General features: G+C 62.6%; 28 protein-coding genes and 2 tRNA genes. 15 read left to right on the forward strand and 15 right to left on the reverse strand.

Features of this window, described 5'->3' with window-relative positions; genetic code table 11:
• Positions 1–3: 3 nt before the first annotated feature.
• Complete coding sequence (locus tag A9K65_RS25640; RefSeq protein WP_013532425.1) at positions 4–639, reverse strand: DUF1326 domain-containing protein; 636 nt, start codon at positions 637–639, stop codon at positions 4–6.
• 454 nt (positions 640–1,093) lie between these two features.
• Here A9K65_RS25640 and A9K65_RS25645 point away from each other — a divergent pair, with 454 nt between their 5' ends.
• From A9K65_RS25645 to A9K65_RS25665, 5 genes are all read left to right on the forward strand, one after another.
• Positions 1,094–2,275 (forward strand): cystathionine beta-lyase, encoded by a 1,182-nt coding sequence (locus A9K65_RS25645; RefSeq protein ID WP_064994363.1) that lies wholly within the window; start codon positions 1,094–1,096, stop codon positions 2,273–2,275.
• Positions 2,276–2,405: 130 nt separating this feature from the next.
• Positions 2,406–3,467: an HPP family protein gene (locus tag A9K65_RS25650; RefSeq protein WP_064994380.1), complete on the forward strand. Its 1,062-nt coding sequence runs from the start codon at positions 2,406–2,408 to the stop codon at positions 3,465–3,467.
• A 132-nt stretch (positions 3,468–3,599) separates the two neighbouring features.
• Positions 3,600–4,274 (forward strand): RNA polymerase sigma factor, encoded by a 675-nt coding sequence (locus A9K65_RS25655; protein ID WP_064994362.1) that lies wholly within the window; start codon positions 3,600–3,602, stop codon positions 4,272–4,274.
• Between the two features lie 117 nt (positions 4,275–4,391).
• A complete protein-coding gene (locus tag A9K65_RS25660) occupies positions 4,392–4,916 on the forward strand; it encodes a DUF4142 domain-containing protein (RefSeq protein WP_013532429.1) in 525 nt (174 codons plus the stop codon).
• A gap of 11 nt (positions 4,917–4,927) precedes the next feature.
• A complete protein-coding gene (locus A9K65_RS25665; protein WP_064994361.1) occupies positions 4,928–5,236 on the forward strand; it encodes a cupredoxin family copper-binding protein in 309 nt (102 codons plus the stop codon).
• Positions 5,237–5,348: 112 nt separating this feature from the next.
• Here the strand turns inward: A9K65_RS25665 and A9K65_RS25670 are convergent, their stop codons facing one another.
• The gene (locus A9K65_RS25670) at positions 5,349–6,179 is read right to left on the reverse strand and encodes a crotonase/enoyl-CoA hydratase family protein (RefSeq protein WP_064994360.1); all 831 of its coding nucleotides are present in this window, start codon (positions 6,177–6,179) and stop codon (positions 5,349–5,351) included.
• 88 nt (positions 6,180–6,267) lie between these two features.
• On the opposite strand from A9K65_RS25670, the gene A9K65_RS25675 reads away from it, so the two are divergent.
• On the forward strand, positions 6,268–6,855 hold the full coding sequence (locus tag A9K65_RS25675) for a TetR/AcrR family transcriptional regulator (protein WP_064994359.1): 588 nt from the start codon (positions 6,268–6,270) through the stop codon (positions 6,853–6,855).
• A gap of 80 nt (positions 6,856–6,935) precedes the next feature.
• On the opposite strand, the gene A9K65_RS25680 is transcribed toward A9K65_RS25675, so the two are convergent.
• The 4 genes from A9K65_RS25680 to A9K65_RS25695 all read right to left on the reverse strand — a co-directional run bounded on the left by A9K65_RS25680 (position 6,936) and on the right by A9K65_RS25695 (position 10,834).
• On the reverse strand, positions 6,936–8,162 hold the full coding sequence (locus tag A9K65_RS25680) for an anion transporter (RefSeq protein ID WP_064994358.1): 1,227 nt from the start codon (positions 8,160–8,162) through the stop codon (positions 6,936–6,938).
• Positions 8,163–8,314: 152 nt separating this feature from the next.
• On the reverse strand, positions 8,315–9,277 hold the full coding sequence (locus A9K65_RS25685; protein WP_064994357.1) for a glycosyltransferase: 963 nt from the start codon (positions 9,275–9,277) through the stop codon (positions 8,315–8,317).
• Between the two features lie 288 nt (positions 9,278–9,565).
• The gene (locus A9K65_RS25690; protein WP_064994356.1) at positions 9,566–10,354 is read right to left on the reverse strand and encodes a GGDEF domain-containing protein; all 789 of its coding nucleotides are present in this window, start codon (positions 10,352–10,354) and stop codon (positions 9,566–9,568) included.
• A 258-nt stretch (positions 10,355–10,612) separates the two neighbouring features.
• Positions 10,613–10,834, reverse strand: a complete 222-nt coding sequence (locus tag A9K65_RS25695) for a hypothetical protein (protein ID WP_013532436.1) — start codon at positions 10,832–10,834, stop codon at positions 10,613–10,615.
• Between the two features lie 245 nt (positions 10,835–11,079).
• Between A9K65_RS25695 and A9K65_RS25700 the strand changes: the two genes are divergently transcribed.
• The 3 genes from A9K65_RS25700 to A9K65_RS25710 are packed head-to-tail and all read left to right on the forward strand — an operon-like array spanning position 11,080 to position 11,930.
• Positions 11,080–11,328: a hypothetical protein gene (locus A9K65_RS25700; protein ID WP_064994379.1), complete on the forward strand. Its 249-nt coding sequence runs from the start codon at positions 11,080–11,082 to the stop codon at positions 11,326–11,328.
• A complete protein-coding gene (locus tag A9K65_RS25705; protein WP_081714406.1) occupies positions 11,325–11,606 on the forward strand; it encodes a helix-turn-helix transcriptional regulator in 282 nt (93 codons plus the stop codon). Before A9K65_RS25700 ends, A9K65_RS25705 begins: the two co-directional genes overlap by 4 nt.
• A gap of 39 nt (positions 11,607–11,645) precedes the next feature.
• Entirely contained in the window at positions 11,646–11,930 is a 285-nt protein-coding gene (locus A9K65_RS25710) for a hypothetical protein (protein WP_064994355.1), read from the forward strand.
• An 86-nt stretch (positions 11,931–12,016) separates the two neighbouring features.
• Here the strand turns inward: A9K65_RS25710 and A9K65_RS25715 are convergent.
• A tRNA-Arg gene (locus A9K65_RS25715) sits at positions 12,017–12,093 on the reverse strand.
• Positions 12,094–12,140: 47 nt separating this feature from the next.
• Positions 12,141–12,446 carry an ETC complex I subunit gene (locus tag A9K65_RS25720; protein ID WP_013532440.1) on the reverse strand — a complete coding sequence of 102 codons (306 nt, stop codon included), beginning with the start codon at positions 12,444–12,446 and terminating at the stop codon, positions 12,141–12,143.
• Positions 12,447–12,586: 140 nt separating this feature from the next.
• On the opposite strand from A9K65_RS25720, the gene A9K65_RS25725 reads away from it, so the two are divergent.
• Together A9K65_RS25725 and A9K65_RS25730 are read left to right on the forward strand one after the other, a co-directional pair.
• Positions 12,587–12,663: transfer RNA gene (locus A9K65_RS25725), tRNA-Pro, on the forward strand.
• Between the two features lie 104 nt (positions 12,664–12,767).
• Positions 12,768–13,049 (forward strand): hypothetical protein, encoded by a 282-nt coding sequence (locus tag A9K65_RS25730; RefSeq protein ID WP_013532441.1) that lies wholly within the window; start codon positions 12,768–12,770, stop codon positions 13,047–13,049.
• A gap of 15 nt (positions 13,050–13,064) precedes the next feature.
• Here A9K65_RS25730 and hdaA read toward each other — a convergent pair whose 3' ends face one another.
• The 3 genes from hdaA to A9K65_RS25745 are packed head-to-tail and all read right to left on the reverse strand — an operon-like array spanning position 13,065 to position 15,502.
• Complete coding sequence (gene hdaA / locus A9K65_RS25735) at positions 13,065–13,769, reverse strand: DnaA regulatory inactivator HdaA (RefSeq protein WP_013532442.1); 705 nt, start codon at positions 13,767–13,769, stop codon at positions 13,065–13,067.
• A 1-nt stretch (position 13,770) separates the two neighbouring features.
• On the reverse strand, positions 13,771–14,973 hold the full coding sequence (locus A9K65_RS25740) for an AI-2E family transporter (RefSeq protein WP_013532443.1): 1,203 nt from the start codon (positions 14,971–14,973) through the stop codon (positions 13,771–13,773).
• Between the two features lies 1 nt (position 14,974).
• Complete coding sequence (locus A9K65_RS25745) at positions 14,975–15,502, reverse strand: CDP-alcohol phosphatidyltransferase family protein (RefSeq protein ID WP_013532444.1); 528 nt, start codon at positions 15,500–15,502, stop codon at positions 14,975–14,977.
• Between the two features lie 238 nt (positions 15,503–15,740).
• On the opposite strand from A9K65_RS25745, the gene purM reads away from it, so the two are divergent.
• From purM to A9K65_RS25760, 3 genes are read left to right on the forward strand one after another with little or no spacing between them, the layout of a single operon-like run.
• Positions 15,741–16,820 (forward strand): phosphoribosylformylglycinamidine cyclo-ligase, encoded by a 1,080-nt coding sequence (gene purM / locus A9K65_RS25750; RefSeq protein WP_013532445.1) that lies wholly within the window; start codon positions 15,741–15,743, stop codon positions 16,818–16,820.
• Positions 16,817–17,530, forward strand: a complete 714-nt coding sequence (gene purN, locus A9K65_RS25755) for a phosphoribosylglycinamide formyltransferase (RefSeq protein WP_024505064.1) — start codon at positions 16,817–16,819, stop codon at positions 17,528–17,530. The genes purM and purN overlap by 4 nt, the downstream gene beginning before the upstream one ends.
• Before the next feature lie 13 nt (positions 17,531–17,543).
• Positions 17,544–18,074 (forward strand): histidine phosphatase family protein, encoded by a 531-nt coding sequence (locus A9K65_RS25760; RefSeq protein ID WP_064994354.1) that lies wholly within the window; start codon positions 17,544–17,546, stop codon positions 18,072–18,074.
• A gap of 51 nt (positions 18,075–18,125) precedes the next feature.
• Here A9K65_RS25760 and A9K65_RS25765 read toward each other — a convergent pair whose 3' ends face one another.
• From A9K65_RS25765 to A9K65_RS25780, 4 genes are all read right to left on the reverse strand, one after another.
• The gene (locus A9K65_RS25765) at positions 18,126–18,359 is read right to left on the reverse strand and encodes a DUF680 domain-containing protein (RefSeq protein WP_064994353.1); all 234 of its coding nucleotides are present in this window, start codon (positions 18,357–18,359) and stop codon (positions 18,126–18,128) included.
• A 414-nt stretch (positions 18,360–18,773) separates the two neighbouring features.
• Positions 18,774–19,001, reverse strand: coding sequence for a DUF680 domain-containing protein (locus A9K65_RS25770; protein WP_013532449.1), 228 nt, complete (start codon positions 18,999–19,001; stop codon positions 18,774–18,776).
• A 47-nt stretch (positions 19,002–19,048) separates the two neighbouring features.
• Positions 19,049–19,252, reverse strand: coding sequence for a DUF680 domain-containing protein (locus A9K65_RS25775; RefSeq protein ID WP_013532450.1), 204 nt, complete (start codon positions 19,250–19,252; stop codon positions 19,049–19,051).
• Positions 19,253–19,299: 47 nt separating this feature from the next.
• Complete coding sequence (locus A9K65_RS25780; protein ID WP_013532451.1) at positions 19,300–19,503, reverse strand: DUF680 domain-containing protein; 204 nt, start codon at positions 19,501–19,503, stop codon at positions 19,300–19,302.
• A 464-nt stretch (positions 19,504–19,967) separates the two neighbouring features.
• Between A9K65_RS25780 and A9K65_RS25785 the strand changes: the two genes are divergently transcribed.
• Entirely contained in the window at positions 19,968–20,645 is a 678-nt protein-coding gene (locus A9K65_RS25785; RefSeq protein ID WP_024504276.1) for a response regulator, read from the forward strand.
• Positions 20,646–20,658 lie beyond the last annotated feature (13 nt).

Raw genomic sequence — 20,658 nt, forward strand, 5'->3', positions numbered from 1 at the left:
AGGTCAATGCACGATGCCGCTCTGCGTGAGATGCAGATTGGCGAAATGGCTGTGCGTATCGGCCAGCTCGAACTTGATCGGGCCCGTCGCCTTTGTCCAGCCGCGCCCGACCTCGGCGATCGCGTATTCGAAGCCGTGCGGCAGGTCGATGCGCGCCTGGTGGGCAGCGCCGGTGACCGGATTCCGGATCGGCTCGCCACGACCGTCGGTTATACCCTCGACATGCAGCTGACTGGTTCGCGCGTCGACGTCGATGTTGAATTCGATCGGCGCAAAGATCGGGTCGTGGAACTTCTCCAGCGTGGTCGAAAAGACCTGGAATATCGTTGCACCCGGTTCGGTGTCCAGACCGCCCAATATGCGAAGCAGCGCGCCACGTTGGGCTTCCGTCGCCCTCTCGTCGATGATCACCGCGGCTTCGCCCCCGCCCTGGTGTATGGCGCCGGGCCAGCTGAAAATCCCGACGAACCGCAATCCGTCGAGCTTGGTGTCGCCGTGATGGCCGCTTTCGATTTCCATGCCGGCGACCGCCTGGCAGAACCCGTATGTCGGCATGGCGTTGAACTGGCACGGGCAGCCATAGGCGCAGTTGCAGTTGATGAATTCGCGCGCCTTCATGGCCCATTTGACGTCCGGCATGGCATTCCTCCCTTGCCGCGCTCACGCTTGGTGAGCGCGATCCGGATCGTGGAGGACCAGAGGTCAACCGGCAGCAACCATCCGGCAGCATCTGATCGAAGCAATCCGGCGATTAATATTAGCCGACAATCATATACTTTCCGCAGCCGCCCACAATAGCCGATCGGCGGAGATGAGGGCTCCGAACGCAGGTCAATCAAGGACCGCCTTTTCGCGATAGGAATTTTTTCTTGACACCCTGCCCTCAGCTATGATACATTTTTGTCCATGGTGCTGATTTGCGCCGATGACCCGCCGCACAGGCGGGTTTTTCGTTTGATATCCTGTCCCCGCATCGCTGTTTTTGCCGCGACGAATTGGCATATTCGAAGTCCATCTCCTGGCGGACGGTGGCTGTTGCACGGTCCATGCCGCCGCACTATGGCTAGCGGCTTGTCAAACAAGGCGACGCAGAATGGCGAAAGACGGCGAGCACTTTAGCGGCGGGATGGGCATCAACACGCGGCTTGCCCATTCGGGCAACAATCCGCACGACTATTTCGGCTTCGTCAATCCGCCGGTGGTGCATGCCTCGACCGTGCTTTTTCGCGACGCGGCGTCAATGGCGGCTCGCACCCAGAAATACACTTACGGCACGCGCGGCACGCCGACGACCGATGCGCTCGCCCACGCCATAGACGCGCTGGAAGGTTCGGCAGGCACGATCCTGGTGCCGTCGGGCCTTGCGGCGGTGACGGTACCGCTGCTCGCCTTCGTGTCGGCCGGCGACCATCTGCTGATCGTCGATACCGTCTATCATCCGACCCGCAACTTCGCCGACACGATGCTGAAGCGGCTGGGCGTCGAGGTCGAGTACTACGCCCCCCATGTCGGCGCCGGCATCGCGGCGTTGATCAAGCCCAACACCAAGGTGGTGTTCACGGAATCACCGGCCTCCAACACCTTCGAGGTGCAGGACATCCCAGCCATCGCCAAGGCGGCGCACGCCGCGGGCGCCATCGTCATGATGGACAATACCTGGGCGACGCCACTGTATTTCCGCCCCCTCGACCACGGTGTCGACATCTCGATCCATGCGGCGACCAAATACCCGGCCGGCCATTCCGACGTGCTGCTTGGCACGGTGTCGGCCAATGAGAGCTGCTGGACGCATCTTTATGAAAGCTTCTGCACGCTTGGCTGCTGCGCCGGGCCCGACGACGTCTACCAGGTGCTGCGCGGCCTGCGCAGCATGGGCGTGCGCCTCGAACACCATCAGCGCAGCACGCTTGCCATCGCCTCCTGGCTCGAAGGCCAGAAGGGCGTGGCGCGCGTGCTCCACCCGGCCCTGCCCAGCCATCCGGATCACGCTCTATGGAAGCGGGATTTCTCCGGCTCCAGCGGTATCTTTTCCATCGTGCTTGCCGGTGGCGGCCAGAAGCAGCAGCACGCCTTTCTCGACGCGCTGCAAATCTTCGGCCTCGGCTATTCCTGGGGCGGCTATGAGAGCCTTGCGGTACCGGTCTGGCTCGGCGACCGCGTTGTCGCGAAGGCCCCCTATGAGGGTCCATTGATCCGCCTGCAGATCGGCCTCGAGGACGTCGACGACCTGAAGGCCGACATTTCGCGCGGTCTGGCCGCGGCGGCGGCTGCGTAGCGGAATTCTATTCCCTCAAATTGCAGTTTCCCGGATCAGTTTGGCTTTCAAATTCAGCGATGCCGCGTCATTGCGGTGCGATCAGCACATTTTCGACTTCCCCTGGAATATCGGCAGAGTTTTCGACCCCATGGCTTTCCGCCTTTTTGTTCCCATTCTTGCCGGCGCGACGCTGCGCGAGCGTCTCGTCGCCTGTATCGGCGCGACGATCGGCGTTGCACTCACCGGTGTGATCGCCAGCCTTGTGCTCGGCAACGGCCCGCACGTGCCGCTGCTGGTGGCGCCGATGGGGGCGTCGGCGGTGCTGCTGTTCGCCGTGCCCGCCAGTCCGCTGGCACAGCCATGGTCGATCATCGGCGGCAACACGATATCGGCACTGGTCGGCGTGATCGTGGCGCATTTCATCCACGAAACCGCCCTTGCCAGCGGCATCGCGGTGGCACTGGCCATCGCCGCCATGTCGTTCACGCGCTGCCTGCATCCGCCGGGCGGAGCGGCCGCGCTGACCGCAGTGCTGGGAGGGCCTGCCGTGATCAGCGCCGGCTTCCTGTTTCCATTCGTGCCGGTGGCGCTGAACTCGATCCTGCTGGTGGCGCTCGGCTACGGCTTCCACAGGCTGGCCCGGCGCAATTATCCGCATGTGCCGGTTGCGGCGCCGGCAAACAGCCACGGCACCGGCGATCTGCCGGCGCAGCTGCGCGTGGGCTTTCGGTCGGAAGACATCGATGCCGCGCTTGGCGCACTCGACGAGACGTTCGATATCGATCGCAACGATCTCGGCCGGCTGCTGCGGCAGGTCGAATTGCAGGCGATGGTGCGCGCGCACAAGACCCTTCTGTGCGAGGACATCATGTCGCGCGATGTGATCTCGGTCGATGCTCACACCTCCACCGAGGCGGCGCGCCAATTGCTGCTTGACCACAACATCCGCACCTTGCCGGTCGTCAATGCGGAAGCCAGGCTGGCAGGCACGGTGGGGTTGCGCGAACTCACCCAGGCGTCGGGGACGGTTGGATCCGTCTTAACGCCCGCGGCAACAGCCGCCGCCGGCGTCGCCGCCATGGGTCTGCTGCCCGTCCTCACCGACGGCCGCAGCCATGCGGTCATCATCGTCGACGACGACAAGCGGATTCTCGGGCTGATCACCCAGACCGATCTGTTGGCGGCCACGGCGCGCCTGCAGGCTGCCTGACAAGCCTTCACTCACACTGTAGTGTAGCGGCCGCCGGACCCGGCAGAAAATCTTCGGGAACCTTTTGCCGGGGACAGCGTCCAATCTCCCAATCGAGATCCTGGTTCGGAGATTGGGTTGAGGAAACTTGCCATGCCTGCTGTGTTGACGGCCGTGCCTTCCGCTGTGCCAGGCGAGATGCAGCTTGTGCACCGCGCGCTGGCGCGCGACGGCGACGCCTTCCACACCATCATCAAGACACACAATCAGCGGCTTTACCGGATCGCGCGCGGCGTCGTGCGCAATGACAGCGAGGCCGAGGACATCGTGCAGGAGGCCTACGTCAAGGCTTTCGCCCATCTGGATGCGTTTCGCGGCGACTCCTCGCTCGCCACATGGCTATCGCGCATCGTCATCAACGAGGCGCTCGGCCGGCTGCGCAAAAGGCGCAAAACGGTGGCGCTGCCGGAAAATCCGCAAGCCGAGATCATCCGGTTTCCCCTCAATCCCAGCGACGATCCGGAACGGACAATGGCGCAACGGCAGATCCTCCAACTGGTCGAACAGGCCACCGACAGCCTTCCCGACGTCTACCGGACGGTGTTCGTGGCGCGGGTGATCGAGGGGCTGAGCATCGAAGAGACCGCCGACCTCCTCGGCGTGCGGCCGCAAACCGTCAAGACAAGGCTGCACCGCGCCCGCGCCCTTGTCCGCAAGGCGCTGGACGACCAGATCGGGCCGGTGCTGCTCGACGCCTTCCCCTTCGCCGGCCGGCGTTGCGAACGACTGACCAGCGCCGTGATGCGACGGCTCGGGCTGGAAAGCTGAGCCTCAGCGGATTTCAGTTCATTTCAGCGGGAACGTTTGCCGCTGACCAGCATCCAATGACCGTCAACCGAAAAACACTGTCCGGGGCGATTTCAGCGTCCCGGCGAAGGAGATGCCATGTCTATCCGACACACTGCTGCGCTCGCCGCCCTGCTGCTGCTCGGCACCGCGCCGTTCGCACAAGCCGCCGACAAGCCGACCGATCCGCAGATCGCCCATATCGCCTACACGGCCGGGGTCATCGACATCGAAGCGGCCAAGCTGGCCATCGACAAATCGAAGAACAAGGAGGTCGTCGATTTCGCCAAGGACATGGTCCGCGATCACGAGGCTGTAAATGTTCAGGCGCTCGACCTGGTCAAGAAGCTCAAGGTCACCCCGGAAGACAACCCCACCAGCAAGGCGCTGACCAAAGCTGCGACGGAGGAGCGGGCCAAGCTCGCCAAACTCCACGGCGCTGCCTTCGACAAGGCCTATGTCGACAATGAGGTCGCCTATCACAAGCAGGTCAACGGCGCGCTCGAAACCCTTTTGATCCCGTCGGCACAGAATGCCGAGCTGAAAAGCCTGCTGGAAACCGGCCTGAAGATATTCCAGGGCCATGAGCAGCACGCCGAACACGTCGCCGGCATGCTCAAGTAAGGACCGGGAGCATGCAGAACCGCCATCTGTGGATTGCGTTGACGCTGGCCGTCGGGATCGTGCCGGCGCAAGCCGAAACCATCCAGGTCACCATCGACAGGCTGGTGTTCTCTCCGGCCACCGTCGAGGCAAAGGTCGGCGACACGATCGAGTGGGTGAACAAGGATGTGTTCGCCCACACGGCCACCGTGAAAGGCGGCTGGGAAGTGATGATCCCGCCGAAGAAATCCGCAAGCCTGACTTTGAAGACGGCGGGACCGGTCGACTACTTCTGCCGCTTTCACCCCAACATGAAGGGCCGTTTGGTGGTGGAGCCCTGATCCAAGCTCCGACGAGTGCATGTCGCCCAAAAGTAACCTCGGTTTTGGGAGAACGACACGCATAAAAACAAAGACCTGAAGCGGGTCGCCTGAGGAATTCCAGCGACCCGCTTCAGGCTCGCCTGGCCTCGTCGGGACGCGCGATATGTGTCCACGAGCCGTCATAGCCCGGCTCGCGGCGTGCAATCCAGGCATTCAGCCCTTCGCGCAGATCAGCGGTCGGGGCCATGCGGGCAAACTGCTCGGCCTCGACCAGCAAACCTTCGGCGATGCTCTGGTTGAGGCCGCGCGCCACTGCCGTGAGGATGCCGGCAATCGCCAGATCGGAGTGCCGCAGGATACGCCTGGCCAGATCAAATGCCGCCGGCATCAACTCGGCATGCGGCACAACCTCGTTGACGAGACCCAGTTCAAGCGCCCGCGGCGGCGCAAACCAGTCGCCGGTCAACAGCAGTTCGAGCGCCCGCTTGCGCCCCGCGAGCCTCGGCAAGCGCTGGGTTCCACCAAAGGTCGGCGGCATTGCGAGGTTGATTTCCGGCTTGGCGAACAAAGCGCGGTCACTGGCGATAGCGAGCGGTACGGCCTCGGTGATTTCGCAGCCGCCACCAAAGGCAATGCCGTTGACGGCGGCGATGATGGGCTTGCGGTAGGCTTCCAGCCTCGCCGTCAGCCGCTGCCCGCGCATGACGAAATCCCGCATCGCGACACCGACGCCAAGCGCCACGCTGGCCGAGAACTCGTGAATGTCGCCCCCCGCCGAAAACGCCCGCTCCCCTGCTCCGGTCAGAATGACCGCTCGGAAGCCGTCATCGACTTCCATGTCGTCAAGGACCGCAAGCAGGCGGTCGATCAGGGCATAGTTCAGCGCGTTGAGTTTCTCCGGCCGGTTGAGGGTGAGGATGGCAATCCCATCCCGGGTTTCGCTAAGGACAAGATCTGTCATTTGGCTGTTCCTTCTCCATCATGCTGATGGAAGGAAGACTATGCCCTTTGTCGCTTGTGTATATTCACTAGTCGGTATACATAGGCTTATGCCCGACACGCAGAGCCCTACCCGCAAACGCATTGTCGATGCCGCGACCAGGCTCTTCTATGCAGAAGGAATCGGTCGTGTCAGCGTCGATGCCGTTGCCGAGGAAGCGGGTCTCACCAAGCGCACGCTCTACTACCATTTCAAGAGCAAGGACGACCTGATCGCGGCCTATCTCGACGGCCGCGACCAACCCAATCTGAAGCGGATGGCCGGCTGGTTCGAGGCTGCCGAAGGCGGCGCGGATCGCAAGGTCGAGGCGATCTTCACCAATCTGGCGAGGTCCGCTCGCCACCCGAAATGGAAAGGATGCGGCTTCCTGCGCACGGCCGCCGAACTCGCCTCGATGCCCGGACATCCGGCGGTCAAGGTGGGCGCGCGGCACAAGCTGAATTTCGAAACATGGCTGGCCGGCGCCCTGTCGGACCATGGCGTCGCGGAGCCGCAAACCCTGGCACGCGAGATCGTGCTTTTGATCGACGGCTGCTTTTCGATCATGCTGATCCACCGCAACCCCGATTACATCGAAGCGGCCGGACGCGCCGCGGCGACGCTGGTGCGGGCGCGACTTTCAGGCAGCCAGGTCTAAAGCGCGACGCGCTTTAAGCCTTTGGTTTTATGCATGTCGTTGCCCTAAAACCGGGGCCACTTTTGGGGCAACGACATGCATTAGAAACCGAAAGCCAGCCATGCGGTGCCGGCGGCCAGGGTTATCAGCGTCAACGGCAAGCCGACCTTGAAAAAAACGCCGAACGACAGCGTCGTGCCGGCGGCCCGCGCCTGTTCGGCGACGATCAGGTTGGCGACCGAACCCAGCAGCGTGAAATTGCCGGCCAGCGTCGAGCTCATGGCGACGACCAGCCAGGCGCGCTCGGGGCTTTCGAGGCCGGGTATGAAGGGCCGCAGCGCCAGCACGGCCGGAACGTTGCTCATGATGTTGGAAAGCACCGCGGTGAAACCGGACAGCCGCCAGACGTCGTCCAGCCCGAGATTCCTGGCCGAGGCGATCATATCTGGCGAAAGAAGCGTCTTTTCGGCGCCGGCGACGACCACGAACAGACCGGCGAACATGAACAGCAGCGGACCGTCGATCTCGCGGTAGATGCGCTCCGGCTTGATGGCCCGAGTGAGCAAGAGGATGGCGCCGCCGATGAGTGCTGCCTTGGCGACGGGCACGCCGGCGAAGAAGGCAATTGCCAGCCCGATGCAGACCACCACCGCCTTCAGCACCTGCCCCTTGTGCATGCGGCCACGCGAGACCTCGGGCGTCAGTTGGACGGTGCGGGCGAATTCGGCCCGGAAGACAATACGGATGATGACAACGACCGCGACGAGACCGAACAGAGCGACCGGAGCCAGCGCTGCCGAAAAGGCCGGATAGGAAATGCCCGACAGTGCACCGATGACCATGTTTTGCGGATTGCCGGTGATGGTTGCGACGCTGCCGCAATTCGACGCGGTGGCGGTGGCGATCAGATAGGGGATCGGGTTGCGCTTGATCACACGGGTGACGTGGACGACGATCGGCGCCATGACGAGACAGATGGCGTCGTTGACCAGGAAGGCCGACAACACGCCGGTCAGCAGCGTCACCATCACCAAGAGCATGAAGGGCGCATGCGCGTGCTCGATGGCGACGGCGCCAAGGCCACGAAAGGCGCCCGACACTTTTAAATGCGCCACCACGATCATCATGCCGAGCAGAAGCGTGATGGTGTCGAAATTGATCGCCCGGTACGCATCCTCCATGCTGAGCGCGCCGATGGCGATCATCGCGGCCCCGCCGAGAAGCGCGATCCCTGCCCGGTCGAGGCGCAGGCCGGGGATGCGGCCAATGGCGACACCGGCGTAAGTCAGGATCAGGATCAGCAGTGCCGCCGCGCCCATCAATGTCATCGATAAGAAGTCCTGCCCAGTCTGTGGCACGCCGCTGGCTGTCGGCCCCATTCGTCCGCTTTGCGTGCCTGCTTTAGCGCGATGTCGAGATCGATGACAGCGGGCATGTTGTTGCGCCAAGGATGTCCCATGGCCCAAGGGATGACGTGCAGCTAGCGCAGGTAGAAATCCAGCCTCTGTCGCAAAGCTTGGGAAGAATAGATCTGCTCGACGGTCTGTCGTGCCTTGAGGCCCACTGCCGCCCGCAGCGCCGGGTCGGCTTTGAGATCGGCGAGGATGCGCGCCGCCTGCTGCGTCGTTTCGAACAAGAAACCGTTTTCGCCATGCCTGATATGGTCGGAATAACCGCCATATGAATGGCAGACCACGGGCAACCCGCAGGCCATCGCCTCGAACACCACGCGACCGAAGGTTTCCATATGCCAACCGGTGCGATAATAAAACACGTCGAGCGTCTGCAGAAACTCTTCGGCGGAAAATTGGCCGGGTGGGAACAGTTCGAGTTGCGGATGCGGCATGAGGCTGTCCTTGAGCCCTATCCCTCCCTGAATCCGCAAGGCAGTACCTTCGGCCAGCAATGTCTCGTAGAGGGGTATGTCATCGGGATGATGTTTGCCCGGCCCATCGCGGCTCAAGCGTCCGACGGTGAAGGGACGATCCGAACCCAGACGCCGTGGTGAAAAACGTTCGATATCGATCGGAGACGGATGCACGGTGCCATCGACTTGGAGCATCCGTCTCTGAAAATCGGAAATCAGCACCAGTTCGGCGTCGGGCCAGTTCAGCATGCGGGGCATGCGTCTCGTCAGCGAGATGATTTTCGGGTGAAAGGTATTGAAGACATAGAGCAGCCGGCGCGGCCGCGGGATCAGGTAAGGCCATATCTTGTTGCGCCAATGAGAGCCGAGAAAGACGTAGGTACCGCCATTCGGTACATCCCACTTCGACAGCGAGACGCGGCGAATCGGGAAATTCCGCATCAACTCGCCGGACACGCTGGAGGAGGTTGCCCACAGATGCACCTCGGAATCGACACTCAACAGCCGGTACAGTTCCAGAGCTTCAAGGTCACTGCCACCGAAGGGGTCCTGAAAGCCGTTGAACAAATGGATCATAATAGCTGTGTTTACCTGACCGTTTCCGCATATGTTCGCCAGCATCAAAAATTATGATCGCTGTCGGCCGGAACGCTTGGAAACTCAGAGTCAAAACCGTTTCTGCCGACAACGAAACATCGCCAACGCGGGGGAGTATACCGGCAAGCGGTTGCAGTCCATGGCCCATCGAGCCGGCATGCTGTCCGTAAGGATCGGATTCCTTGCGGCTGATTATAAGTATTTGGAAACATAGAAGGAGCGTCTGTTTCGAGAGCTTCCCGATCAGCCTTCTGCAAGTTTCGCCCGTCAATGCACGGTGGCGACGCCGGGCGCAGGCGCCGGAGACGTTCCGGCCGGATCGAAGCTGACTTGATCGCGTCCGTTCGACTTGGCCGTGTAAAGCCTTCTGTCGGCAGCGGAGAAGATTTCCTCATATGTGATCGGGCCGGTAAAGCTTGTGCCGCCGATGCTGACGGAAAGCGGACAAGGCCTGCCGCCGGGTGAGAATTCCATCTCCCTGATACGCCGGCGGATGCTTTCGGCAACCACCCAGGATTGCGAGGGATCCACGCCGGGCAGAAACACGCCGAATTCTTCGCCGCCGATGCGGCCGACGATATCGCTGCCACGCAGTTGCCCCTTGATCGCCTGCGCTATCAGTTTGAGCGCCTGATCGCCGCAATCGTGGCCCAGGCGGTCATTGATCGACTTGAAGTGGTCGGCGTCGATGATCAGCAGCGCCCCCGAACGGGTCTGCTCCTGCTTGCGGGTCTGCTCGAGATAGGCTTCGACCAGCATCGAGAAGGCGCCACGGTTCAGCACTGCTGTCAGGCTGTCGGTCGCGGCGATGACGCTGAGATCGCGCTGCGCGATGGCCAGCTGGCGAATCTTCCACATCAGGAAAAACAGAAACGAGCCGCCCAGCACCAAAGGCAGCATCAGGTCGGTCATCTGCGCCCGCCACACGGCCTCGGGCGAAAGATAGGGAAAATTGAAGGAATCGACGAAGAACGCCACGGCAATGAAGAATGCCGTACCGACTGCCGTGGCAGCGATCACCCTGCCCCAGCTCGTCGGCGACAGATCGAGCTTCATCGCGTTCAACTCCGTTAGCCGTCGCTACTATGACGCACCAACCCAAACAAATTGATAAGACTTTCCCTCCAATTCGATGTCGGCGGCGGAATCAAATCCACCGGCCAACCAGCCCCTGCCTATGACTTGCGACAGACGCTTGGGCAGACGCCACAGGACGACCGCTGGAAAGCAGCCATCCTGTTTCAAAGTGTGAAGGCGTGGGCCAATTGCCGGCCGGGCAAGGGCAAAACGGCGCGCGAAGCCAGATCGCCCGTCTCAGTTGAGCGTCGGTTCACCCAGCGCATCGACGACAAAGGATGCCGCGATCAGGTCGTCGGCATCGAGACGCAGGGAGCCTCCGTCGCCTCCCATGGCTGAAGCCACTTTTTGAAAGGTCTTCATTTCGTATTCCGTGATCCGGGCGTCCTGCATCCTGGCCCTGAGATCGGCAATGCGCCGATCGAGGGCCGAAGATATCCCTATTTCTCGCTTCGACATGGCAACACTCCTCCCCACCCTTGTTTGCCTCCCGCCTGTCCACTTTTATATGAGGGTCCGCGAATACAGCGGGCCGAACGCGCCGTGCGCGGGAAGGTTCCGAAAAGGCCGAGTAACGAAATAATACGATGGCGCCGAGCCACGCCCGCGGACTTTTCTATATCAGACGCAGCTAATCCTTGACGCCGGCAGATGCCGCCCCAGAATCAGAGCATGGCAATAAAGTCGGCGACGAGGTGGCGGTCATGGCGACGGTGCTGAAGCGCGTCACGAAGGACCGCGTCAGCGTGTCGATCCCCGGTCTTCCGCATTCGGTCATTGATCCGGCAACCAGGCTGACCAGGGGCCAGCAGATGGAATTATCCGGCGACGTTACGCGGATCGACGGCGACAAGGTCACGGTGTCGCTCGGGCCAATGGTCACGGTGGATCTGGACAAGGTGCGCGTGGTGCAAAGCCGTGTCCCGCCGAAGCGAAGGACCGTCAGGATGTGAACAAGCGAAGCGCCACCGTCTCAGGGATACAACCCCTTACACCCCAGCAGTGCAGAGCTGCACGAGCGATCCTGAAGTGGTCGCAGGTGCGACTCGCTGCGAAGTGCGGCCTCAGCGAAGGAACGATTGGCAGTTTTGAGAGCGGGCGAAGGATTCCCAGTCCCGCCAAGCTGGCTGCCATCCGTCGAGGCTTGGAGGCAGCGGGCGTGGTTTTCATCGATCAGAAGACCGCGGTGACAAAGAGCGGTCCGCCTCGCGAAACTATTAGTGGAACATAATTTAGATATCGCTGTTAGGCCGTAAATGGGAGGCGCGCGATGTCACAACATGAAATCGGCATTGTTTCGGACTGGTCGAAATTGGTGGCGGACGATCCTCTGATCGCCGCGGATATAACCCAGCGCCTTTCTGTGCTGCGCGCTTGCAATGACAACGCTGCCACCGCCGCCGACGTCCCGTCGCCCGGCACCGAAACGTTTCGGGGTCCCGACATTACCAGCCTCGCAACACCCACCGAGTATCCTCGGCCGATCGTGCTCCTAGCGACGATCTATGCGTCGACGGTCCTGGGGGTAACGCTGCTTCTGGCGGCGGCGGTCTGAGCGCACGAGACCTGATACCGCTCTCTGAAAGCCCGTGTCTCCGGTATAAACCGTAACCTATGTGTCCGGAACGGACCGAAAGGCTTTGGCGATCCCGACAGGATTCGAACCTGTGACCATCGGCTTAGAAGGCCGGTGCTCTATCCAGCTGAGCTACGGGACCGCTGGCCGGCCGTTGGGCCGGCTGGATATTCTGGCGCCCGGCGCCGTTCAATGCGTCCAGGGCGTCCTGCGGTCATAGCGGAAATTCTCCGCATAGGAAATCTGGCGGCGCTTGGTCTCTTTCGGCTCTTCGACGCGGAAAGCGAGCCCTTGCTTTTCGGCGTAGGCGACCGCCTCTTCGCGCGTGTCGAAGCTAAGCCTGATCTGGCTTCTCATGTCTGCCGACGTCGTATAGCCCATCAGCGGGTCGATCTTCTTGCGCGACTCGGGATCGAATTCCAGCACCCAGTAACCGGTCTTGGCCTTGCCGGACTGCATCGCGGTTTTGGCTGGGCTGAAAATGCGCGCGGACATGGCCACCTCGTTGTTGTGCAAGGCAGCATCGCCACCCTTCGCCCGTCATTACTGCGCAATGCGCACGGCGGCAAGGTTTTTGCTCTCGCAGGTTTTTGCACTTGCCATGCACCACCGAAATGAATAGGCAACAGACCGTTCGGAGTGTAGCGCAGCCTGGTAGCGCATCTGGTTTGGGACCAGAGGGTCGGGAGTTCGAATCTCTCCACTCCGACCATCCCCTCACAGCCCAATGCCCGGCGCAGCCATACGGTTCACTTGCTGCGGCACCGGCCGTGTGTCCGGCAGCCGCGGGCGGTTCGGCAAACAGGGGGGGGTCAGATGCTTGGAATCGATGCCTGGGTGTCGCTTTTCGGACCGGCCTACTTTGCCTACGCCGGCATAACGGTTCCGGTCATGGTGACGTGGGCAATTGCCTGCGCCGCACTGGCGATGTGGAACAACCGTGAAAGCCGCAGACAGGCGAGGCAGGCCCCGGGCGCCGTGGTCTCCCGCTCCTGGCGTGTCAGTATCGGGATGTTTGTGCTGGTCGCCGCCGGCTATATCGCCGCCCACTCTGCCGTCTATCTCGCAGTCCGTCATTTCGCCAGAATGTGGCTCTGAGACCGGCCTCTCAGGCTAGATCTCGAACTCGCCCTGCCCTTCATCCATGGCACTGACGGTTTCGGCTGCCAGCGCCCTGGTGATCGGCGTCTTGCGTTCGAGCGCGGTCCGGTCGAGCCGCTCCACCACGCGCATCGCTGTCGCCAGCGAGCGCTCGATGCGGCGGACCAGATATTGCACGACATGCGGTTCGACCTCGATCTGACGGTCGGCGAAGAGTTTTGTGATGACGCCTGCCAGCAGGAGATCGTCGGGCTCATGAATTTCGACTGTCGCAGCCGCCTTCAGCCGCGAGGCAAGATCAGGCAGGCCAACACCCCAGGCCGAGGGAAAGCGGCGCGCCGTCAGAAGCAGTTGCGAGCCGGCACCACGCACCGCATTGATCAGATGGAATAGGCCTTGTTCGTCAACCGTCCCGGTATCGACATCGTCGATCAGCGCCGGCCGCGCGCCGAGATTGGCGATGCTGTCGCCGATGCGCCTGGCGTCGACCGCCGCCGCATTGGCACGCGCGCGCCAGATCGAGGCCAGATGCGTCTTGCCAGAACCCGCGGGACCGGCCAGCACCACCACCGGCGATGGCCAGTCCGGCCAGCGGTCGACCAGCGCAACCGCCTGGTTGTTGGTGCCGGAGACGACGAGTTCGTCACGCGAATAGCCGGTGCCATGGCCGAGGTCGAGCGGCAACTGGCGCGGCGGGTCGGTTGGCTGGGCAGTCACTTCAGCGACGCGGTTGCGTGCGGTGGCCGCCGCCGCGATCGGCCGGAAGCTGCGGCACAGGTGCCGCGCCGCGGCCCTTGTAGAGCGGCGATTCGAGATAGCGGGCTATTGCGAACCGCACCAGCACGGCGACGGCGGCCGAAGCCGGCACCGCGATCAACAAGCCGACGAAGCCGAACAGCGCGCCGAAGGCAAACAGCGAAAACATCAGCCATACCGGGTGCAGGCCGACGCTCTTGCCGACCAGCCGCGGCTGCAGGATGTTGCCCTCGATGAACTGGCCGATGAAGAACACGACCGCGACCGCGACGATCATCGTCCAGTCCGGCCAGAACTGGACGAAGGCGACGCCCACGGCCAGCACCAGCCCGGTCAGCGAGCCGACATAGGGGATGAAGGAAATCAGCCCGGCGAACAGGCCGATGAGGATGCCGAAGTTCAGTCCGGTCAGCGTCAGCCCGGTGGCATACATGGCGCCCAGCACCAGGCACAGCGTACCCTGGCCACGCACGAAGCCTGCCGTGGCGGTGTTGATGTCCCGTGCGATGGCGCGCACGGTCTGGACGTTGTCGCGTGGCACCCAGCCGTCGATGACCGCCACCATGCGGTCCCAGTCGAGCAGCATGTAGAAGGCGACCACCGGTGTCACCACGAACAGGCTGACCACAGAAACCAGCGCCATGCCGGAACTCCACAGCGAGGTGAAGACGGTGGTGACAAAACCGAAGCCGGAGGTCAGCAGCGAATTCAGCCCGTCGCGCAAGCTATTGGCGTTGACGCCGAACTTCTGCTCCAGCCATTTCGGATCGAACGAGGTGATCAGGCTTTGCAGCCGGGTCAGATATTCCGGCAATTTGCCCGCGAAATCGGCCATCTGCGTGGCCAGAACCGGAATGAGGATGACAAAGGCCAGGACCAGCACGATGAGGAAGGTGATGAGGATGACCACCGTCGCCATGAAACGCGACAGGCCGAGCCGCTGCAGCCGGTCGGCAACGGGATCGAGGAAATAGGCAAGCACCATGCCGGCGACGAAGGGCAGCAGGATGGCGCTGAAGACATAGAGGAAAAGCGCCAGCAGCGCGGCGCCGGCCAGCCAGAAGAAGATCTGGCGGCGAAAGGTCGCGGACGCGGCGATGTCGGCGGCCGCGGCCTCGATCGCCGCCGCTTCTGTCTCGGATGTCCGGAGTGGAGCCTTCGTCATGTCAGCTCATGTGCCTCAGCCAAGTCACGAGATAGGCTGCGGCCGAAGCCACGGTCAAGACCCCGGACAGCAATATGAGAACCGGCCTCAGCGGGTCGAGATGAACCGACAGGGCAAGTTCACCCAGCACAACCGCCGCCAGCACGATCTGGATGGCGGTGTTGGCCTTCGACACGAAAAGCGGTTTCATCTCGACCGGATGGGCCATGACGGCGGACAGCAAGACCGCGCAGACGATCAACGCGTCGCGCGACACCATGGTGACGACCAGCCACAGCGGCAATTGCCCGATGAGGCCCATGACCACGAACACCGAAACCAGCAGCAGCTTGTCGGCGATCGGATCGAGATAGGCGCCGAGCGTGGACTGCTGATTGAAACGGCGGGCGATGAAGCCATCGACGCCGTCCGAAATGCCGGCGACGAGGAACCCGGCAAAAGCCCAGTCCCAGCGCGCCTGCAGCATCGCCAGCACCACCGCCGGCACCAGGACAAGGCGCAGGATGGTGATCAGGTTGGGGATGGTCAAATGCCTGGCACCTCCTCTTGGTCGGAGATAGATGATGAAGATGGCGGGTGGCAACAAGGGAGGAGCTGCCGATCTCCCCGCACGGGAGCGGCCTTCAGCTTGGCTTTCGCCAATCACGAGCGCCTGTACGTGCGCGCTGTCCACGGTTTTGTAGGCCGAGATGGCCGTTATCCTTGCGGACAGAAACCGTTCATGCGAAGAGCCCGCGACAAGGAAAATTGCTGAACGGGCACCAGAAATGAGCAAGCGCGACGTGAACAAGCGCAAGAACGGGCTCACCTATGCCGAGGCCGGTGTCGATATCGATGCCGGCAATCTCATGGTCGAGAAGATCAAGCCGCTGGTGCGCGCGACGCGCCGGCCGGGCGCCGATGGCGAGATCGGCGGTTTCGGCGGCCTGTTCGACCTCAAGGCGGCCGGGTTTACCGATCCGGTGCTGGTGGCGGCCAATGACGGCGTCGGCACCAAGCTCAAGATCGCCATCGATGCCGGCAAGCACGACACGATCGGCATCGACCTCGTCGCCATGTGCGTCAACGACATCGTCGTGCAAGGTGCCGAACCGCTGTTCTTCCTCGACTATTTCGCCACCGGCAAGCTCGATCCCGACCAGGGTGCCGCGATCGTCGGCGGCATTGCCGAGGGCTGCCGCCAGGCCGGCTGCGCGCTGATCGGCGGCGAGACCGCCGAGATGCCCGGCATGTATCACGGCAACGACTACGACCTCGCCGGCTTTGCGGTGGGTGCCGCCGAACGCGGCCAATTGCTGCCCACCGATGACATTGTCGAAGGCGACGTGCTGCTGGGCCTGGCTTCCTCCGGCCTGCACTCGAACGGCTATTCGCTGGTGCGCCGCATCGTCGCCGTCAGCGGCCTGTCGTGGAGCGATCCGGCACCGTTCAACGACGAGGCCACTCTGGCCGAAGCACTGCTCGAGCCGACCCGCATCTACGTCAAGTCGATTCTCAAGGCGATCCGCAACACGCATGGTATCAAGGCGCTCGCCCACATCACCGGCGGCGGCTTCCCGGAAAACATTCCCCGCGTGCTGCCCAAGGATTTTTCGGCCGAGCTCGACCTCGAGGCGATCGACGTTCCTCCCGTGTTTTCGTGGCTGGCCAAGACCGGCGGCGTGGCGCCGGAAGAAATGATGCGCACCTTCAATTGCGGCATCGGCATGATCCTGGCGGTCGCGTCCGGCCAGGCGGCGCAGGTCGCGGCCGTGCTACAGGAAGCCGGCGAGACGGTGACGCCGATCGGCCGCATCGTGCCGCGCCGCGACGCAGGCGTCATCTATCGGGGTTCGATCGGCCTATGAGCGCGCAGAGGAAACGCACCGTTGTCCTGATCTCGGGACGCGGCTCCAACATGACCGCGCTGATTGCCGCGGCCAGCGACCCGTCGTTCCCGGCCGAGATCGTCGGTGTCATTTCCGATAAGGCGGATGCCGCCGGGCTCGGCATCGCCAGGGCGCGCGGCATCGCCACGCAGGTCGTCTCACGTGCCGACCACGGCAGCAAGCAGGCGCATGACGCCGCCATCGACGCGGCCCTTACGGCCTTCAACGCCGAGATCGTGGCGCTGGCCGGCTATATGCGCATCCTTAGCCCCGGCTTCGTCCAGAAATGGCAGGGCCGCATGATCAATATCCACCCTGCCCTGCTGCCGGCCTTCAAGGGGCTCGACACCCATGCGCGCGCGCTGGCCGCCGGCATCCGCATCCATGGCTGCACCGTGCACTTCGTCACCTCCGAGATGGATGACGGCCCGATCATCGCACAGGCAGCCGTGCCGGTGATGGTCGGCGACACCGCCGATACATTGGCAGCCCGCGTGCTGAAGACCGAACACCGGCTCTATCCGCTGGCGCTGGGGCTGGTCGCCGAAGGCAAGGCGCGCATGGAGGCCGGCCGCACCGTGCTTGCCCACTTTGCCGACGATGCCGACAACGGCACCTCGGTGGTGATGGCCCCGGATCCGCTGCGCGAGGAAGCCGACCTCGAGCATCTGGCGCGCATCACGCCTTGAGCTTAGAGCGGCGATGAAACAGCTTCTCCTGCTTCGTCACGCCAAATCCAGCTGGGACGACCCTGATCTCGATGATTTCGACCGGCCCTTGGCCGAACGCGGAGTGAAGGCAGCCCGGTTGATGGGGCGCGAACTTGCGGCGCGGGGCTGGCTGCCGGACCTGGTGCTGGTATCGACGGCGCTTCGCACCCGCGAGACCTGGCGGCTTGTGGCGGCGGAATTGCCCGTCCAGCCCCGGGTCGCATTCCTCAAGGCGCTCTACGATGCTTCAGCGGCGGACATTCTGAGCCAGATTGGTCAAACCGACGCTTCGAGCGGCAGCTTGCTGGTAATTGGCCACAATCCGGGCCTGGAGCAGTTGGCCAGACAGCTTGCCGGGCCGGGGTCGGACGCCAAGGCGATCGCGAGACTTGAGGAAAAATTCCCGACGGCAGCCTTGGCCCGGGTGGTCTTCGAAGGCGATTGGTTCGGCGTATCCCCCGCCCGGCTGACACATTGCTTGCGGCCGAAGGACCTGGGCCCGCGGCCGAAGGACCTGGGCTAGTGTCCATGGCAGGTGCGGCAGGCCAAACCCGCCGCACACCCGCTTGAGCCGTCAGTTTCCCCAGTTGCCCTGGCCGGATTCCGGCTGGACCGAGTCGGGCGTCAGCGTGAGGTCGCGGTGCTTGACCTGCCTGTGGGTCGAAGCCGTGTAGCTGTGGTCGACAGTGACCGCGTGCGAGGTGACGGCCGGCTGATTGACATTGTCCGAACCATAGTTGTCGCTGCCGGCAAAAGCGGCACCAGTGGCAACGAGGATGGCGGCGGCGGTAAGAGCGATCCTGTTCATTCTATTTACTCCGGTATTCCTGATTCTGTCCGTCTAGTGGCGTGCCCCTGGGGAGGAAATTTCGCGTCGCTCGGACAGCCTCGATCTGGGTTTTTCGTGCGCCGACTTCCAATCACGAAGACGTTCCCTCACGCGCGGAATCGGGACCTCGAACGTCGGCCAAGGGATTGAGCTCACCCTGTTTTATCATTTTATCTCAGACGCTTATAAGGAGGGTGCCTGACGCATGGTGCGGCGGTTCATCGAGCCAGCGCTCGCCATGCGTTCACGATTCGTCAACATAAATTGAACCAGTTGGTTCGATTTACGATCGGCGCTCCGGCACCGATGCCGTCGGCCGAAATCCTGCTCATGCATAAAAAACAAGAGCGGCGGGCAAAGCCCACCGCTCTTTGTGGTCGCAGACTTCAGAAATCAACGACCCCAGATGCCCTGGCCCGACTGAGCCGGCACGTTGGCATTGGCATCACCCTGCGTCTTTACGGACTTCGGGATCGAGCCGGTATGCGTGGTGTCGATGTCGGACACGGACTGGTTCGCAACAGGCTGGTTGGCATTGTAAGAGCCGTAGTTGTCGCTGCCGGCAAAAGCGGTGCCCGTGGCAACGAGGATGGCGGCGGCGGTGAGTGCGATCTTGGTCATTTTAGTTACTCCTGAGTTCAATGTTGGGTCGATATCGGCAGTCGCGATTAGCGGCCGAAGAGGTTGCGGTCAGCGCCCTGCGAAGCGGGGGCCTGGACGGTTTGCGTCGACTTGGAGATCGAAGCAGTGGCCGACTGGTCGACGGTGACGGCAGGCTGATTGGCGTTGGCCGAGCCATAATTGTCGCTGCCGGCAAAAGCAGTGCCCGTGGCAACGAGGATGGCGGCAGCGGTAAGAGCGATCTTGGTCATTTTAATTACTCCTGAGTTCAAGTTTGGGTCGATATCGGCAGTCGCGATTAGCGGCCGAAGAGGTTGCGGTCAGCGCCCTGCGAAGCGGGGGCCTGGACGGTCTGCGTCGACTTGGAGACCGAAGCGGTGATCGAATGGTCGACAGCGACGGCAGGCTGATTGGCGTTGGCCGAGCCATAATTGTCGCTGCCGGCAAAAGCAGTGCCCGTGGCAACGAGGATGGCGGCGGCGGTAAGAGCGATCTTGGTCATTTCAATTACTCCAGTATTTGTCATGTCCGTCTAGTGGCGTGCCCTTGGGAGGAATTTCGCGTCGCTCGGACCACCCCGAGATGGGCTCGCCCTGCCGCGGATTCCAATCACGAAGATGTTCCCCCGCGGCTCGAATCCAGGCCTTGAAATTTGACACAGGGCCTCGGCGGTCATAGTTTAACTGTTTGAAATCAGACGGTTAATCGATAACGCCCATCACCAGGCGCGACCGCTCGCCAGGCCGGCGTTCACCATCTGCTACACAGTGCGTCAACAGAAATCGAACTGAACGGTTCGGTTTGAAGCGGTTGCGCACCATCTGAACTTCTGGATCTCCTACATTTGCCTTGCGGTTGGATCGAGATTATCGCTTGTGCACGATCATCAATCGGGCGCGACTTGGCGGCGCCAGTTGAAGAAGTGGCGGAAATCCGGGTGACCTGCACCCCAGGACAGCGATAGAAATGCGGTTGCTGCTTGTAGAAGACAATCGCGAGCTGGCGGATTGGCTGGGCAAGACCCTGCGTCAGGCGAACTATGTCGTCGACATCGTCCATGATGGCGAGGATGTCGAACACGCGCTCGCCGCCGGTGACCACGCGCTTGTCATCCTCGACCTTGCGCTGCCGCGCATGAGCGGGCTGGAGGTGCTGCGAATGTTGCGGACGCGCGGCAACCGGGTGCCGGTGATCGTGCTGACCGCAAACGCCAGTCTCGACGGCCGGGTCAAGGGCCTCAATGAGGGCGCCGACGACTATCTGGCCAAGCCCTTCCAGATCGAAGAGCTCGAAGCACGAATCCGCGCGCAATTGCGCCGTGCCAATGACCGCACCGCGCCGGTCGTTGCCTGCGGTGATCTCGTCTTCGACACCAACACGCGGCTGTTTTCGCTTGCCGGCGAGGCGCTGGCGCTGACACCGCGCGAGCATGCCGTGCTTGAGCAATTGATGGTCAAGGCCGGACGCACGGTGAGCAAGGCGGCATTGTCGGCCGCGATCTACGATTTCGAGACCGACGCCGATCCCAGCGCCATCGAGATCTACGTGCACCGCGTGCGCAAGAAGCTCGAAGGGTCGCGGGTCCAGATCGCCACACTGCGTGGCCTCGGCTACCTCTTGCGCCAAGACGATTTGGCGCCGTGACGATCCTGGCGCC

The organism is Mesorhizobium sp. WSM1497 (genome assembly GCF_001672455.2).
Classification (GTDB): Bacteria; Pseudomonadota; Alphaproteobacteria; order Rhizobiales; family Rhizobiaceae; genus Mesorhizobium; species Mesorhizobium ciceri.